Origin of the sequence: Enterococcus sp. DIV0800 (assembly GCF_050559735.1) — a bacterium.
GTDB classification, from domain to species: domain Bacteria; phylum Bacillota; class Bacilli; order Lactobacillales; family Enterococcaceae; genus Enterococcus_A; species Enterococcus_A devriesei.
Genome location: NZ_CP187898.1, coordinates 2,074,961 through 2,089,887, shown reverse-complemented (window position 1 = coordinate 2,089,887; position 14,927 = coordinate 2,074,961). Strand labels below are relative to the sequence as shown.

Annotated in this window: 13 protein-coding genes and 1 other annotated feature; of the genes, 9 read left to right on the top strand and 4 right to left on the bottom strand. The window is 40.7% G+C overall.

What is annotated here, in order from left to right; genetic code table 11:
• The first annotated feature begins 4 nt into the window (after positions 1-4).
• The 7 genes from IGI54_RS10060 to IGI54_RS10030 all read left to right on the top strand — a co-directional run bounded on the left by IGI54_RS10060 (position 5) and on the right by IGI54_RS10030 (position 7,368).
• The gene (locus IGI54_RS10060) at positions 5-466 is read left to right on the top strand and encodes a PTS sugar transporter subunit IIA (protein WP_430620616.1); all 462 of its coding nucleotides are present in this window, start codon (positions 5-7) and stop codon (positions 464-466) included.
• Between the two features lie 181 nt (positions 467-647).
• Positions 648-887 (top strand) — a binding site (T-box leader).
• 88 nt (positions 888-975) lie between these two features.
• Positions 976-2,079: a 5-methyltetrahydropteroyltriglutamate--homocysteine S-methyltransferase gene (locus IGI54_RS10055; RefSeq protein WP_430620615.1), complete on the top strand. Its 1,104-nt coding sequence runs from the start codon at positions 976-978 to the stop codon at positions 2,077-2,079.
• A 126-nt stretch (positions 2,080-2,205) separates the two neighbouring features.
• On the top strand, positions 2,206-3,150 hold the full coding sequence (locus IGI54_RS10050; RefSeq protein WP_430620614.1) for a rhodanese-related sulfurtransferase: 945 nt from the start codon (positions 2,206-2,208) through the stop codon (positions 3,148-3,150).
• 101 nt (positions 3,151-3,251) lie between these two features.
• The gene (locus tag IGI54_RS10045; RefSeq protein WP_216428035.1) at positions 3,252-3,863 is read left to right on the top strand and encodes a hypothetical protein; all 612 of its coding nucleotides are present in this window, start codon (positions 3,252-3,254) and stop codon (positions 3,861-3,863) included.
• Between the two features lie 169 nt (positions 3,864-4,032).
• The gene (locus tag IGI54_RS10040; RefSeq protein WP_430620613.1) at positions 4,033-4,728 is read left to right on the top strand and encodes a winged helix-turn-helix domain-containing protein; all 696 of its coding nucleotides are present in this window, start codon (positions 4,033-4,035) and stop codon (positions 4,726-4,728) included.
• Between the two features lie 109 nt (positions 4,729-4,837).
• Positions 4,838-6,004 (top strand): glycoside hydrolase family 3 N-terminal domain-containing protein, encoded by a 1,167-nt coding sequence (locus tag IGI54_RS10035; RefSeq protein ID WP_430620612.1) that lies wholly within the window; start codon positions 4,838-4,840, stop codon positions 6,002-6,004.
• A 137-nt stretch (positions 6,005-6,141) separates the two neighbouring features.
• Positions 6,142-7,368, top strand: coding sequence for an MFS transporter (locus tag IGI54_RS10030; RefSeq protein WP_430620611.1), 1,227 nt, complete (start codon positions 6,142-6,144; stop codon positions 7,366-7,368).
• Between the two features lie 71 nt (positions 7,369-7,439).
• Here IGI54_RS10030 and IGI54_RS10025 read toward each other — a convergent pair whose 3' ends face one another.
• Both IGI54_RS10025 and IGI54_RS10020 read right to left on the bottom strand, forming a co-directional pair.
• A complete protein-coding gene (locus IGI54_RS10025) occupies positions 7,440-9,197 on the bottom strand; it encodes an ABC transporter ATP-binding protein (protein ID WP_430620610.1) in 1,758 nt (585 codons plus the stop codon).
• Positions 9,190-10,914 carry an ABC transporter ATP-binding protein gene (locus IGI54_RS10020; RefSeq protein WP_430620609.1) on the bottom strand — a complete coding sequence of 575 codons (1,725 nt, stop codon included), beginning with the start codon at positions 10,912-10,914 and terminating at the stop codon, positions 9,190-9,192. The genes IGI54_RS10025 and IGI54_RS10020 overlap by 8 nt, the downstream gene beginning before the upstream one ends.
• A gap of 195 nt (positions 10,915-11,109) precedes the next feature.
• Here IGI54_RS10020 and IGI54_RS10015 point away from each other — a divergent pair, with 195 nt between their 5' ends.
• Both IGI54_RS10015 and IGI54_RS10010 read left to right on the top strand, forming a co-directional pair.
• Positions 11,110-11,898 carry a putative ABC transporter permease gene (locus tag IGI54_RS10015; protein WP_379945973.1) on the top strand — a complete coding sequence of 263 codons (789 nt, stop codon included), beginning with the start codon at positions 11,110-11,112 and terminating at the stop codon, positions 11,896-11,898.
• A gap of 195 nt (positions 11,899-12,093) precedes the next feature.
• Entirely contained in the window at positions 12,094-13,314 is a 1,221-nt protein-coding gene (locus IGI54_RS10010) for a 3D domain-containing protein (protein WP_430620608.1), read from the top strand.
• An 89-nt stretch (positions 13,315-13,403) separates the two neighbouring features.
• Here IGI54_RS10010 and IGI54_RS10005 read toward each other — a convergent pair whose 3' ends face one another.
• Together IGI54_RS10005 and IGI54_RS10000 are read right to left on the bottom strand one after the other, a co-directional pair.
• Positions 13,404-13,904 carry a DUF2922 family protein gene (locus tag IGI54_RS10005; protein WP_430620607.1) on the bottom strand — a complete coding sequence of 167 codons (501 nt, stop codon included), beginning with the start codon at positions 13,902-13,904 and terminating at the stop codon, positions 13,404-13,406.
• A 31-nt stretch (positions 13,905-13,935) separates the two neighbouring features.
• On the bottom strand, positions 13,936-14,319 hold the full coding sequence (locus tag IGI54_RS10000; RefSeq protein ID WP_430620606.1) for a hypothetical protein: 384 nt from the start codon (positions 14,317-14,319) through the stop codon (positions 13,936-13,938).
• Positions 14,320-14,927: the final 608 nt, after the last annotated feature.

Here is a 14,927-nt window from a genome sequence, read left to right as displayed (position 1 = left end):
AATAGTGTTTGATTTTCTTAAAAAGAAAAAGGACGGATACGTCTTTGCTCCTGTGGATGGAAACTATATTCCATTAATAGAGGTTAACGATCCTGTATTTTCTCAAAAAATGATGGGGGAAGGTTTTGGAATTCAGCCTACTTCGTCAGAAATATACGCGCCAATCAAAGGAACAATTACTACCATTTTTCAAACGAAACACGCGATTGGATTAACTGGTGCATCAGGAGAAGAAGTCTTACTTCATATAGGCATAGACACAGTTGAATTAGCAGGAGACCCTTTCGAAGTCTTTGTTAAAATAGGACAAACGGTAGACCAAAACACCTTATTAGTTCGGGTAAATCTCAAAAAAATTCGAGAAGCGGGTAAATCAGATATCGTTCTAACCTTATTTACTAACGGTGCTAAAAGTTACGATGCATTAGATAGAAGGCAGGTCAAGCATGGAGAATCATTAAACTAATTATGAAAACGGCAGTTCAATCCAAATTGTTTTGTTATTTGTTGTTGTATACTTAAATCCGCTTTGATTCCAAATAGGAATAGGATAAAAGAATCTTTTCTTAATAATAGTAAATGTAAGATACCCTAAAAAGTGTTTGACAAAAGCATATTCGAAGACTATCCTTAACTTAAATGAATATTAAAACACGATGAGAAAGAAAGTAGAGATAAACCCTTTTCCATCAGAGAGTCTCGGTAGCTGAAAAGAGATGAACAGGATTTGTGTTGAAAATGGCTTTTGAGTGGATCTTCTGACTAATTAAGAAGATACGGGATGTTCCGTTAAACAACAGAAGTCTCCCCTGTTGGGGTACTTGTCGAGGCAGTGGATCGTGAGGTCGCTGCAAAATAAGGTGGTAACGTATAACTATGCCCTTAGATGTCTAGTCGGATGTCTAAGGGCTTTTTTTATTCACGTAGTCATCAATCAGAATTCTTCTGAAAACTATAAATAAAGGAGCGGATTTCATGAGTAAGATTCCATTTCGTTTTGATCACGTAGGTAGTTTGTTAAGGCCTGAGAGGCTAAAAGAAGCACGAACGGCATTTAAACAAGGGAAGATCACCAAAGAGGCTTTGACCAAGATTGAGGATGAAGCAATCATAAAAGTGATCCAAAAGCAAAAAGAAATTGGTCTGGAAGCGGTGACGGATGGCGAATTTCGTCGGCGTTGGTGGCATTTGGATTTTATTGCCGGTTTGAATGGAATTACCGTGTTTGATTTTGAAACGACGGCTTTTGGGATTACTACCGAGGCGCAAGGGACGTTCGTTAGTGGCAAACTATCGTTCAATTCGCAGCATCCCTTTTTAGAGCATTTCAAATTTACCAACGAGCAAGCTGGAAAAACATTAGCCAAGCAGACGATCCCGGGCCCCAACATGATCTATTTAGATTCGTTTATCTTGTCTAAGCAATACCATGAAAAGCCGATTTATCCCAACAAAGAAGCTTTCATCAAAGACTTGATTAGTACCTATCAGGCGGCGATCCAAGCTTTTTATGATGCGGGTTGCCGCTATCTACAACTGGATGACACTAGCTGGGGTGGGTTGTTTGATGAACGTTTCCGTGGACTAATTGTGGAAAAAGGCTATGATCCAGATGCGCTGATCCAGGAATTTGGCGCTATTACCGAGGCCATCTTAGCCAATAAGCCAGCAGATTTAGCGGTGACCTTTCATTTCTGCAAAGGCAATTTCCAATCTCATTGGCTATACAACGGTTCCTACGACAAAATTGCCAAACGCTTACTGGCAATCGAAGGATTCAACGGCTTTTTCTTGGAATTCGATGATGAACGTTCTGGTAGCTTCGAGCCGTTAAAAAATATTCACGATCAACGCGTCGTTTTAGGTCTAGTTACTACAAAAAAACCTGAGCTGGAAGCTAAAGCAGAGTTGAAAGCGCGGATCAAGGAAGCGACGCAATTTGTACCCTTAGATCAGCTTTGTCTAAGTCCTCAGTGCGGCTTTTCTTCCACCCATGAAGGCAATAAAGTCACCGAAGAAGATCAATGGGCAAAATTGAAATTAGTTGTTGAGACGGCTAAGGAAGTTTGGCCAGATTAAAACCTTTCTCCCGCTTAATGATTGGCGGGAGTTTTTTCTTGTAAACAATTCCACAAGCATCTAGCTCGAAAAAACGATTTTCTTCTCCTATAGTAGTAAAGAATGAAAGAAACAGGAGGAACTATCATGGATTACCGTGTTTTGCTTTACTATAACTATACAACGATCGCAGATCCTGAAACATTTGCGAAGGAACATTTGGCCTTTTGCCAGGAACTTGGAATCAAAGGCCGAATCTTAGTCGCGCCAGAAGGTATCAATGGGACTTTATCAGGTACGAAAGCAGCGACCGATCAGTATATGGCTATGATGCTAGCGGATCAACGTTTTAAAGATACTTATTTTAAAATTGACGAGAGTGAAGGACATGCTTTCAAAAAGTTATTCGTTCGTCCTCGTAGCGAACTAGTCGCTTTAAACTTAGATGAAGACGTCGATCCTAGACAACTGACAGGAAACTATTTAGAGCCGCAAGCGTTTAAGCAAGCATTGCTGGATGAGGAGACTGTAGTAATCGATGCTCGTAATGATTATGAATATGATCTGGGCCATTTTCGCGGGGCGATTCGTCCAGAGATTCATAATTTCCGAGAGCTGCCAGCCTGGATTCGTGAAAACAAAGAGCAACTGATGGATAAAAAAATCGTCACTTATTGTACCGGCGGCATTCGCTGTGAGAAATTCTCCGGCTGGTTATTGCGTGAAGGATATGAAGACGTCGCCCAACTTCATGGCGGAATCGCCGCGTATGGGAAAAATGCGGAAACCAAAGGAGAGCTGTGGGACGGCAAAATGTATGTCTTTGATGAGCGAATTAGTGTCGAGATCAATCAAGTAGATAAGACGATCGTCGGCAAGGAATGGTTCGACGGAACGCCGTGCGAGCGCTATATCAATTGCAGCAATCCTGAATGCAATCGTCAAATGTTAGTTTCTGAAGAAAATGAGGTTAAATATTTAGGTGCGTGTTCATTGGCCTGTGCCAAGCACGTAAAAAATCGTTACGTTAAAAAACATTTGCTAACCGAAGAAGAACGTTTGGAACGATTAGCAATAATTGAAAAGCAATAGAAAATTTTCAAAAAAGCCCCGCCTTTGTGTCTTGACACTTTTCGTGATATGCACTAAACTAAAGAACGAATAAAGTGTCTTGACAGTTCAAGGAGGATAAAATGAAAAATAATTCAGTTAGAAATTTAACGATTTCAGCGTTGTTGATTGGTTTAGGAATCTTAATTCCAATGGTTATGCCGAAGATCATGATTCCACCAGCTTCATTTACATTGGCGAGTCATGTCCCGGTTTTTATTGCGATGTTCTTCTCGCCATTAGTTGCAGTTGCGGTCGTATTAGGGACTACCTTAGGATTTTTTATCTCAACGACACCGATTATTGCTTTACGGGCATTTTCTCACATTATTTTCGCAGTGATTGGTGCAAAATATCTACAAGCTCATCCTGAGATCGTATTGAAGGATGGGAAATTCACTTTAGCCAATGGTCGTTTCCAAGTCTTCAACTTAGTGATTGGTATTATTCATGCGGTAGCCGAAATGCTAGTCGTCTCAGCCTTCTATTTTATGGGCAATATGCCGGATACGTTCTATTCACAAGGCTATCTATATACCATTTTCGTATTGATGGGTGTCGGAGGATTGATCCACAGTTTGGTTGATTTTAACATCGCCTACTTTGTGGCAGGTGCATTATACAAACAATTCAACTTACCGATTTTTGAAAAAGCGGTGAAGCAAACAAAAGAATTAAATAAGGTTACAGCTTAAACCGTGATGATAAATCACGGTTTTTCTTTATTCTAAAAATAAAAAAACGAAATAGTTAGGAATGTTCATAATTTTATTTAATATACGTTAAAAAAAGACCTTTTTTTCGCTTAAATTTAAGTTATATTTTATTTATAGGCATTATTTAGTAGAAAATGAGGGCGAATAAATGGTTCGAGTATTAGTTTTGACTAAAAATATATTGGCAGAAGAAGTAATTACTAAAAAATTACAGCATCTAAATTATGAGGTTTTTTGTTCTACTAGTATTCTGGATGAATTGCAGTCAACTGGACATATGTCTGAGTTAGTCAATTATTTTCCAATCATTATTATTGGTGAAACAATCTCCAGCTATGAATTGGAAATAATGTTGCCAAAGCTTAAAAAACAGGGGCAGCGAATTTTACGTGAGATGGATCATCCGCTCAGCGAAGATGAAAAAGGCCAATTACTAAATCACGGACTAAGCGGCTACGTTCAAAGTAATGACTCTATTGAATCATTACGAGAAAACCTAGCAGAGGTCATGGCCAGTTATCAAAATCATGAGCCAGGTGAAGTTGAGGCGTATCTTGAAGAAGAACCGCGAGGCATTTCAGCGATCACCTTGATCAATTTATCTACGTTGGAACTGCAAGTGTTAGAAAAATTACGCAGCAAACCGGGAGAGATTATTTCTCGTGACGAGTTATGCATGACTCTTTGGGGAAATGTTTCTCAATCACGCTTAGCACAGCTTTCATCGTTAGTGAAAAACATCAAATTAAAATTAGAAATGCTTGAAATAGACAAAGAAGTGATCCAGACCATTTGGGGTAAAGGTTACCGAGTGATGCAGGATTCAATTGTGCAAAATAAATAGTGAAGTGTTGAGAAAGAAGCGGCCGCTTCTTTCTCAACACTTTTTGCATTTTTAGGGAATGAAACTATGCTAAAATGAACATTAGATACTTATTTAAGGAGCGGAAATCGTGAAAAAAAGAATTTTTATGAGTGTACTAATGTTGTCTGCTATAGTTACGATGGCTGCTTGCGGCGGTTCAGATACGCAAAATTCCACTGGAAGTGACGCTAAGAAAACAACGGAGACTTCTTCAAAAAAGGAGCAGACGAATAACACTGACAAAAAAAGCTCAGTGGAAACGAAGGTCGATAAATTGATGGAAAAAATGACACTAGAAGAAAAAGTTGGACAATTATTTTTAGCTCGTGTTCCTGAGCAAAATCAAATCGCAGATATTGAGAACTATCATTTAGGCGGTTATTTATTATTCGATCGAGATATGGAAGGTAAGGGTCAGAGTGATTTAAAACAAACGATCGCAAGCTATCAAGCTGCCAGTAAGACCCCGATGTTTATTGCTTCAGATGAAGAGGGCGGGACGGTCAGCCGTTTGAGCCGCAACCAAATCGTGACCCCGGCTTTTGCCAGTCCCCAGGCGATCTATCAGAAGGATGGCTGGGACGGGATCACTAAAGATATTGAGCGCAAAGCTCAAATCTTCAAAGAACTAGGGATTCAATTAGGTATGTTTCCCGATGCAGATGTGTCCACCGATCCTCAATCTTTTATTTATGATCGGACGATCGGAATGGATGCGGAAGGGACTAGCAAATATGTAAGCCTGAGTGTCGAAGAAATGAAGAAACAAAAAGTTGGCTCTACCTTGAAACATTTTCCGGGATACGGCAATAATCGTGATTCTCATGTAGAGATCGTGACGGATGATCGCCCAATCGATGAACTGCGGAAAAATGATTTTGTGCCTTTTGAAGCGGGAATCAAAGCAGGGGCCGATAGTATCATGGTTTCGCATAATATTATCCAGGCTATCGATGGTAATCGTCCAGCCTCTATTTCAAAGCCCGTTCATGACACGATCCGGAACGAACTTGGCTTTAAAGGGGTCATTATGACCGATGACATGGACATGGCTGGTCTGGCGGATTTCATTTCTCAAGATGAAGCAGGCTTGCAGGCATTACAGGCGGGGAATGACTTGGTGTTATCTTCTAGCTACAGTACGCAAATTCCTTATATTTTAGATGCTATTAAAAAAGGGGAATATAGTGAACAGCAGCTGGATCAATCATTAGAACGCTTATTAACGTGGAAAGCTGAACTTGGTGTCATTTAAACATCAAATTCTTTAAAAAAATTTTAGGAGGTTTTTCTATGTGTGCATCCATGCGGTTGAAATCATTCGCGTTAACGAACTAATCAACGTTTTGATGAAGCTGCTTGTTTTGTCAGACGACAAACAAAGGAGAGTTTATGGAAAAGCAACAATGGCGAAAAAAATATTTAACGATCTTATCGGGACAGACAGTCTCTTTAATTGGCAGCTCCGCGGTCCAGTTTTCACTGATTTGGTGGCTGACAAATGAATCAAAATCAGCGATCATGTTGTCTTTGGCAGGATTATTTGCTTTTCTGCCACAAATGTTCTTAGGACCTTTTGTAGGCGTGTGGCTGGATCGTTTGAAACGCAAGTACGTGGTGATTTGCGCTGATCTATTTATGGGCTTGGTAGCCTTAGTATTATCTTTATGGTTCTTAATCGGCAATCCGGGCTTTGTGGTAGTGATCGTCGCGCTGTTCTTGCGCTCATTGGCGAACGTCTTTCATACACCATCGATTCAAGCAATCGTTCCGCTGTTAGTGCCGGAAGAGGAGTTAGTAAAAGCCAATAGTTGGAATCAATTTTTGCAATCTGGCGCCTTTATGCTGGGACCTGTTTTGGGCGCTGCGATGTTTGCGGTACTGCCGCTATGGGTGATTTTATTGACGGATTTGATTGGCGCACTGGCGGCCTCTTTTACATTATGGATCGTCGACGTACCGAATATTCCCCGCAGTGAAGAAAGTATGCAGCATTATTTTCAAGAATTGAAGGACGGCTTTGCAGTCTTTAAAGCCGATCCGCCGCTACTTGTAGTGATGTTCTTTTCATTCTTTATTATGGCTTTTTATTTACCACTAGGAACCTTGTTTCCGTTAATGACCAATGTACATTTTGAATTGTCGGCGTGGTTTGCCAGTGTTGTCGAATTTTCTTATGCGGTGGGCATGATGATTAGCGCCTTTTTGATCGGTATGAAGAAAACTTGGCGGGAGAAACTGTTAGCTGCTCAGCTTTCGGTTGTCGGACTTGGCATTACCTTTATCGGCAGCGGCTTAGCCCCTGCAACAACCACCGGCTATTGGATTTTTGTTTTTTTCTGTATTTTAATGGGCGCCATGGGGAATTTATACAATATTCCCTTTACTGCTTATTTACAAGAAACGATCGCTCCGGAAAAATTAGGTAGAGTCTTTTCGCTGTTTGGTAGTGTGATGTCCGCGGCGATGCCTGTCGGCTTGATTATCGCAGGGCCGATGTCAGAAAAGTTTGGGATCGCGATGTGGTTCTTACTTTCGGGCATCTTCGTGGTGATACTAAGTGGACTGAGTTTGATCTTTTATCAACGAGCAAAAAATAAAAACAGTAGGTTCGTTTAACACGAGCCTACTGTTTTTTTATAAGAAAGGCTGAGGATATCAGTTTTAACTATATTCGTTTTCGAAAGTTCTTAACTTTTGGAAAACTGTGCTTCATATAGTTGCTTGTAAAATCCATCTTTTTGCAATAGTTCTTGATGGCTACCGATCTCAACAATTTGTCCATGATCCAAAACAAGGATCTGGTCGGCATTTTGGATTGTTGATAGGCGATGGGCGATCACGAAACTGGTGTGATCCTTCATCATGGCTAAAAAGGCACTTTGAATTTTTCGTTCTGTCAAAGTATCTACCGAACTAGTCGCCTCATCAAGAATCAACATGGGCGGACGACTAATCATGGTACGAGCGATCGTCAATAGTTGTCGTTGTCCGTCAGAAAGCTTGACACCGGCCTCACCGACGATGGTATCTAATTTGTCGGGTAGTCGCATGACGAATTCATACATGTAAGCATCTTTTAACGCAGCGTAAATTTCTTCATCGGTGGCTGATTTGCGACCGTAACGCAAGTTAGCTCGCAAACTACTATCCATTAACCACGTTTCTTGCAAGACCATCCCGAATTGTTGCCGCAAACTATCGCGGGTCAGGTGGCGGATATCAATGCCGTCAATCGTGATCCGGCCATCATCGACTTCGTAAAAGCGCATCAGTAAATTGACTAAAGTTGATTTGCCGGCGCCGGTCTTGCCGACGATAGCAATCGTTTCGCCTGGTTGAACCAACAAATTAAAGTTTTCAATCAAGGGCTGATCTTTTTGATAGCTAAAAGCCACATGATCAAAAACGACTTTTCCATACGTATCTTTCAAAACGACGGCATCTGAATCGTCCGGTTCTTCCACTGGTTCACGCAATAATTCAAACGAGCGATCCAAGCCAGCGATAGCGGTTTGGAGTTGGATCGTGATGCCGGATAGTTCGATAAACGGTTTGGTAAATTGACTCGAATAAATCGTAAAGCTGGAAATGATTCCAATCGTGACCCCGCTATTGGTTTTCAACGCTAATAGTCCGCCAACTAAGCCCACCATCAGGTAAGCCAAATGGTCAACAAAACGAGAAGAGGGATTCGTTAAAGAAGAAGCGAATTGTGCTTTTTGTCCCCGAACATATAGTTCTTGATTCAATGCTTCAAAGTTTTTTTGGTTTTGCTCTTCACGTTGAAAGGCTTTGACTATTTTTTGATTGCCGACCATTTCTGTGATGAAACCGGAAATTGAACCAACGAGCTTTTGCTGGCTGGTAAAGTATTGTTGTGAAGTCTTGGCTACAATATAAGTCAACAAAAAAATGATCGGTGTTGCGACCAAAACGACTAAGGTCAGTAATGGACTCAGGTAAAGCATAAAGACTAACGCGACTAAGACGACGGTCATGCCGGAGAAGACTTGGTTGAAGACCGCTGAGATCGCAGTCGAAATGTTATCCATATCATTGGTGAACCGACTGACGATATCGCCCTTTGAACTTTGATCGTAATAGCTTAGTGGCAGTTTGTTTAAATGAGTGAACGTTTCATCCCGCAGTTTCGCCACAGAATCAAAAGTGACTTTATTACCGAGGCGCTGAATAAAGTATTGGCTAATTACAGTGACTAAAAAGATCCCGACAAATAATTGGAGAATTTGGAATAGACGGGAAAAATCGACTGCACCTTGATTCACCATTTGATCCACTGCGACCCCGATGTAATAAGTCATCATGACCGAAGTAATCCCGCTAGCGATCCCCAAAATCACAGCCGCGATCAATTGTTTAGGATAAGCGGCTAGATACGGAACAAACAATTTTAATGAATGGAAAAAATTCTTTTGTTTAAGCATGTGCTGCACCCTCCTCTTGCGAAGCTACCAGCTCTTGGTAGAGTTGAGAGTCCTTTAATAAAGATTCGTGGCTACCTTGTGCAGCCAGCCGGCCATTATCCATTAAAAGGATCGTTTCTGCATCTTGGATTGAGCGCAGCCGTTGGGAAATAATAATGATTCCACAGTTCAGCTCGCGTTTCATGGCTTGTCGCAGCTCTAAATCAGTTTGATAATCAAGGGCGGATAAGGAATCGTCTAAGATTAATAATTTGGGTTTGCGAATCAACGCACGGGCGATCGTTAACCGCTGTCGTTGTCCACCTGAAAAGTTTTTACCATTTTCCAAGATGGGCGTGTCCAATCCTTTGGAAAGACTTTGAACGAATTCACTGGCTTGCGCAGTTGCTAAGGCTTGCCAGCATTCGTCGTCGGTGGCATCGGCTTTGCCCCATTGGAGATTTTCGCGAATCGTTCCACTGAATAGGACCGCTGTTTGCGGTACTAAGGCAATCTCAGACCGTAATTGTTCCAACGACCACTCACGTACATCGACACCAAAAAAATCCACCGTGCCTGAGGTAGCATCATAAAAACGTGGGATCAAATTAATCAGCGTCGATTTTCCGCTACCAGTCGCTCCCGTGATCCCTAAGACTTGGTTGTCTGCTAAGCTGAAAGAGATATTTTGTAAAGCTAAACCAGATTTTTCCGTATAACGAAAATCAACCTTTTTAAAATCAACTAGCGGTGCCTGTTGATCAATTTTGACCGATTGCTTTTCAGCGGTCAAGGTTGGTTCTGTGGCAAAAACTTCATTGATCCGATTGGCAGAAGCCGCTGCCCGCGTAAAGAGTACCACGAGATTGGAAACGACGATTAAGGCCAGCAACATTTGGTTCATGTAGTTAATCAACGCCAAGACTTGGCCTTGCTCCAAACCACCGACATTTACTTTAAAGCCGCCGAAATAAAGCAAAGCAACGATCCCGACGTTCATAATCAACGTCGTACTGGGAGACAGCAAGGCGGAAATATTCGCAACCTTTTGATTCAGCTTTGAAAGATCATCCGTTTGTTCTTTAAAGTGAGTCGTTTCAGTTTTAGTTCGAGCAAAGGCGCGAATCACCCGCACCCCACTCAAGTTCTGGGTCACTAACTGGTTCAATTGATCTAGCTGATGTTGAATCGTTTTATACAATGGAACGGAAAAATGAATGATCAAAAAAAGAATGATACAAAACAAAGGCAAGAGGATCAAAAAGATCAAACCCATCTGCCAATCAATATAAAAGGCCATAATCACCGAACCAACACTTAAAAAAGGGGCGCGGACGACTAGACGGATCAACATGGCTAAAGCACCTTGCATCTGATTGATATCATTAGTCATCCGGGTGATCAAGGTATCTGTACCAAACCGGTTCAATTCTTTGTGGGAAAAACTGTTGATTTTTTCCATCAGTCGATTCCGCAAAACCGTTCCAAAGCCTTGCGAGGCAATCGAAGCATAATACTGACAGACCAGCGCGCAGAGCAAACCAACGATGGAAAGTCCCAGCATCGCTAAAGCCATCTCAATGACTTTGCCTTGATCATGCTTGGCGATCCCTTCATCGACTAAACGAGCCATAAACAAAGGTAAAATCAGTTCGAAGACGGCTTCTAAAAATTTAAAAAATGGGCCTAAGATAATCTGCTTACGATAATCTTTGGCATAACGCAATAGTTGAAACATGAAACGTCCTCCAATATATAAAGTAGATAGAATGTAAAAAATAGTATCGGTTATATTGTACCGTATTTGTCAAAAGAGACAGAGTGATTTCCCCTGGGAATTTTGACATAAGGACATTCAGACAGATCAAACTAGCATTTTATGCCTATCCATGGAATAATGAAATCAATACAATGGATAATTAGGGAGGAAAAAATGGAACGTATTTTTACATTAGTTGTGCTCTTATTTTTTTGCTATTCATTTATTGGCTGGCTGTGGGAAACGATTTATTGCTCAATCAAGGCCAAGCATTTTGTGTATCGTGGTTTTTTACTTGGTCCGATCACACCGATTTATGGCTTTGGCGTCGTGGGGGTCTTGTATTTAATCGAGCCTTATCAGCAAAATATCGTCTTGCTCTTTTGTTTGTCGCTAATTTTGGTCACACTGTTGGAGTATCTGACGAGTTTTCTTTTAGAAAAGATTTTTCACTTAACGTTGTGGGATTATAAAGAGGTGCCGCTCAACATCAATGGCCGGGTGGCTGTGCCCGTTTCGATTTTTTGGGGCTTAGCCTGTGTCTTCATCGTGCGGATACTGAACCCCTACTTAATGACGGTGGTGGAAGGCTGGCAGCAGCGTTTCAGCATTTTTTTGCCACTGATTTTATTGATGTTGACCAGTTTCGATCTAGGCTTTACGTTGGCTAACCTGTCTTCGCTACGTCGTGCAATGAAGACGATGAGCGCGACGATCCAAGAGAAAAAGGATCAGTTGCAAACCAATTTGGATGAGTTGAAGACCGCTGCGGAGGAACGTTATCAAAGTCGTAGAAGCTGGCTAGCGGAAATTAAAGAGCAGCCGGAGTGGCGTAAGCAATTACCGAAGTTGAATTTTCAAGAACGTCGTTTCTTAAATAGTTTTCCTAATATGAAATCGCAGGAAATAAAAAGTCCTTTAACGGAGATCCGTCAGTTATCTAAAGAGCTACGGAAAAAATAATATTACAAAAATATGACAAGTTTTAGTCCCTTCGATCCTTGAAGGGGCTATCTTTTTTATGAAAAATGATAAAAATAAAACAAATGTTACTTAAACGCCATTTGTTTTGTAATGAAATGTAATCTCCTTGAAACAAAAAGCCTCCTTTTTTTTCGTATAATAGCGAAGGGTAAAATAGAAAGGTGGACTTTTTAAGTGAAAAAGAAAACGTTTGGGTTTGTTGCCACAGCAATTTTAGGTGTGAACATGCTTTTACCAGTCTTTGCACACGCAGAGTCACTGAATGAGTTAGATAAAAAAGAAACGGCGATTACACGCCAAAGCGATAAAATCAGTGGAGAGCTACAACTTGCGTTGAACGATGTCAACGAAAAATACCAAGAGGTCAATGACATTCGGACAAAGATCAGTCAAAACGAGGCGACCTTGGCTAAGACAAAAACCGAGATCGTTGAGACAGAACAAAAAATTGATGAACGTAAGTCCGCTATCGCTGAACGAATGAAAGAAGTCCAAGTCAGCGGCATGACGGATCGTTCGATCAATGCACTATTAGAATCAAAAGACCTTGGGGAATTTTTGAACCGTGCTTTTGCCATGTCAGTCATTCAAAACGCTGAAAAAACCAAAGTTGCAAGTCTTGGCGAAGCGAAAGACCGCTTAACCGAATTAAAAGCGACACAAGAAAAAACACAAACCCAATTAAAACAAGATAGCCAAAATCTTGAAGCTGAATCAACTAAGCTTGATGCTAAAATGGCGAATTTAAAACAAGAGCTAGCCGAAAATAAGACTAGCTTAGAAAAAATCAGTCAAGCCAAAGAAGTCGAAACGGCTCGTGAGGCCGCCGAAAAAGCGCAGCAGGAACAAGCCGCGAAAGAAGAAAAAGCAGCGAAGGCAGCTCAAGCGGAAGTTGCTAAAAAAGCTGAGGCCGAAGCGGAAGCACAAGCTGAAAAAACGGTTGCTTCGACTAAAGCGCAAAATTCGCAATCTAGTCCGGCATCCTCTGCGGTTCAATCAACACAGCCGGCAGAATCTTCGTCAACGACGAACCAACAATCGACACAACCAGCTGAACAGCTAAAGCCTGAAACACCTAAACCGGCTGAACCAAGTACGCCGACAACATCAGGCAAAACAATGCAAATGCAATCAACTGCCTATTCATGTGCGGAATCAGTCAATACCTTCTTTACGGCGATGGGGATCGACTTACGTCAGAACCCACAAGTCGTTGCTGTTGATCCAAGCGTCATTCCATTAGGATCGATGGTAGAAGTATCTGGTTATGGCATCGCCATTGCCGGCGATACTGGCGGCGCGATCAAAGGCAACATCATTGACTGCCATTTTTCAACCGTAGAGCAATGTATTCAATGGGGCCGTCGTTCAGTAACGGTTACAGTGATTAGCTAAATCAATATAATATATCAATGATGGATCAGAGAGTGCGCTCTCTGATCTTTTTTGTTCACTAAGAGGCTCGTTTAGCTGAATAGCTATTTTTAAGGAATTTTTTTCTGATAATTTTTCTTTAATCCTCTACTAAATAGGGAACGTTGGATTGTTTTTTTGGCTGGGTTGATTATGTTGCCAGTATGTTGCGATTGTTCGAATGATTTTGAAGGTTCCGTAAAACCTTTAAATGGACACAGACAAGCGGCCGTGATTGAGCTAGTTCTTTCTGGAATGGTGGGTATCTCAGGCTTATTTACTTCTAAATCAGACTCTTCACTGTAAGTTTCCGGGCAGCTTGTTTCAGGGAAGACATCCTCTTTAGGATCAAAAAGGGTTGTCTCAATCGTTTCGACATATTTGGCGGTGACCACTTCTTCAAAGGGATTCACACCATCTTGGTTAAAAATGTCTAATAACGTCAATAATTCTAATGTGTCCTTGATTTCTTCGGCGGATTTATCGGTTGTCGGATTTTTGTAGGTAAAGTGAGAGGTTTCCCCTGTACTAGATTTGTAGGTCGCGACTAATTTTCTTGATTGTTTCTTCATGATAAGCTCCTTTCCGTGCGTTCATTGTTTGTCAAGGAATCTCTAATGAGGTTATTTGTTGAGTCGCATTGCGATTTTTAAAGGCTTTGATTAGTCTTTGAGCGTATTGGCGAACAGGAAAGCAACGGATCAATAAGTATTTCCATTCTTTGGAAAGAAAATACTCTTGGAAATAGAAGAAGAATTTCTTTAATGTCTTAGTCACTTTCCGTTCCATAAATAAATGATGGACAAGATCAGATAAAACTAGTTCGAATTCGTCATCGCCCAACTGTTTTCGAATTAGTAACGTCATCAAATATTGGATAGTCGTTTCACTATCGCCGGAAAGGTTGTAGTACGAGAGAATTCGCTTTTCCAATGTGGACTTTTTCAAGCCAAATAACTGTTGGTGAGTAAAAGGCTGTTTCTTCATGAAATTTTCCTCCTTGGTTTAAGTAAGATGGACGGGTGGCAATTAATGGGTAAGGTTTGGCAAACTAGGTCTTTTTTAATATCTGCTGGTATGTCTCTTAGTTAACGGAAATATTTATTGGGAAAAGCTCTAGAAGCTTGAGTTTTTTAGTTATTAATTTTTTAACGTCGGTCTGACAAAAGTTATTCTTGCCGCAAATAAAGAATAACGGAAAGTTATCTTCAAAAACAATAGCTGAATTTTGCAGGAAACCTGCGAATTTCGCCAATTACGATAAATAAGAATGTTAATGTAGCAGCATTCTTATCCATTGAATGATAGGAAAAAGTGCCAAATTGAGGGGGGAAAATTTATTTTGCAGATTGAAAGAAGAAAAATACGATATTTAATTTACATTCTTTTGTCAAAAAGAAGATTGAGCAACGAGTTAACTTAAAAATTATCAATAGTAGAAACAAGAAGATTTACAGTTTGTTAATTAGTCATAAACTTTTAACGCTAATACAAACTTCTGACTTAGTTTGCTTAATGGTAAGTGTCCCTGTTAAGCTTAAAGCATCGGTTAAGTCTTTAAAACAAATAAAATATTTATTATTTAGCTAAAATAT

Bases quoted from the DNA above. Each gene is read 5' to 3' on its own strand.
- IGI54_RS10055 (WP_430620615.1), top strand. From the start codon at position 976: ATGAGTAAGATTCCATTTCGTTTTGATCACGTAGGTAGTTTGTTAAGG.
- IGI54_RS10050 (WP_430620614.1), top strand. From the start codon at position 2,206: ATGGATTACCGTGTTTTGCTTTACTATAACTATACAACGATCGCAGAT.
- IGI54_RS10045 (WP_216428035.1), top strand. From the start codon at position 3,252: ATGAAAAATAATTCAGTTAGAAATTTAACGATTTCAGCGTTGTTGATT.
- IGI54_RS10040 (WP_430620613.1), top strand. From the start codon at position 4,033: ATGGTTCGAGTATTAGTTTTGACTAAAAATATATTGGCAGAAGAAGTA.
- IGI54_RS10030 (WP_430620611.1), top strand. From the start codon at position 6,142: ATGGAAAAGCAACAATGGCGAAAAAAATATTTAACGATCTTATCGGGA.
- IGI54_RS10025 (WP_430620610.1), bottom strand. From the start codon at position 9,197: ATGCTTAAACAAAAGAATTTTTTCCATTCATTAAAATTGTTTGTTCCG.
- IGI54_RS10020 (WP_430620609.1), bottom strand. From the start codon at position 10,914: ATGTTTCAACTATTGCGTTATGCCAAAGATTATCGTAAGCAGATTATC.
- IGI54_RS10015 (WP_379945973.1), top strand. From the start codon at position 11,110: ATGGAACGTATTTTTACATTAGTTGTGCTCTTATTTTTTTGCTATTCA.
- IGI54_RS10005 (WP_430620607.1), bottom strand. From the start codon at position 13,904: ATGAAGAAACAATCAAGAAAATTAGTCGCGACCTACAAATCTAGTACA.
- IGI54_RS10000 (WP_430620606.1), bottom strand. From the start codon at position 14,319: ATGAAGAAACAGCCTTTTACTCACCAACAGTTATTTGGCTTGAAAAAG.